The organism is Streptococcus sp. 3167, assembly GCF_013277175.1.
Taxonomy (GTDB): domain Bacteria; phylum Bacillota; class Bacilli; order Lactobacillales; family Streptococcaceae; genus Streptococcus; species Streptococcus pseudopneumoniae.
Genome location: NZ_VMML01000032.1, coordinates 27,349 through 27,889 on the forward strand (window position 1 = coordinate 27,349; position 541 = coordinate 27,889).

At 39.4% G+C, this 541-nt stretch carries 1 pseudogene; it reads left to right on the plus strand.

The window, feature by feature from the left end:
* Positions 1–22: 22 nt before the first annotated feature.
* Positions 23–541, plus strand: a pseudogene (locus HT678_RS11950) (transposase); the annotation flags it as partial.

The window sequence follows — 541 nt, forward strand, 5'->3', positions numbered from 1 at the left end:
AAGCAGATGAAGGTCACTTCAAAAAAAGATGACGAGCTTTAAGGAACAAGACCCAGAGAAAGTCGCTGAGTTTCTTGATATTTTGGATAACCTAAACGATTTACCAATCGTATATATTGATGAAACAGGAATCGACCGCTACCTCTATCGTCCTTATGCAGGGACTCCTAGAGGGGAGAAAGTCTATGAAAAGATTAGCGGACGTCGTTTTGAGCGAACTTCAATTGTTGCAGGACAAGTAGACAGAGAGTTTATAGCTCCCATGATTTACAAGAACAGCAGGACAAGCGATTTCTTTGTGGAGTGGTTCAAAACGCAACTCCTGCCTGTTTTGAAGACACCTCATGTTATTGTCATGGACAATGCTAGTTTTGATCCCAAGAACATTTTGGATGAACTCTGCATCCAAGATAAACACTTTTTCTTACCTCTACCACCTTATTCACCAGATTTGAATCCTATTGAGCAAGCATGGGCTATCTTGAAAAAGAAAGTAACAGATTTATTAAGGGAAGTCTCAACTATTTTTGAATGTTTGGAA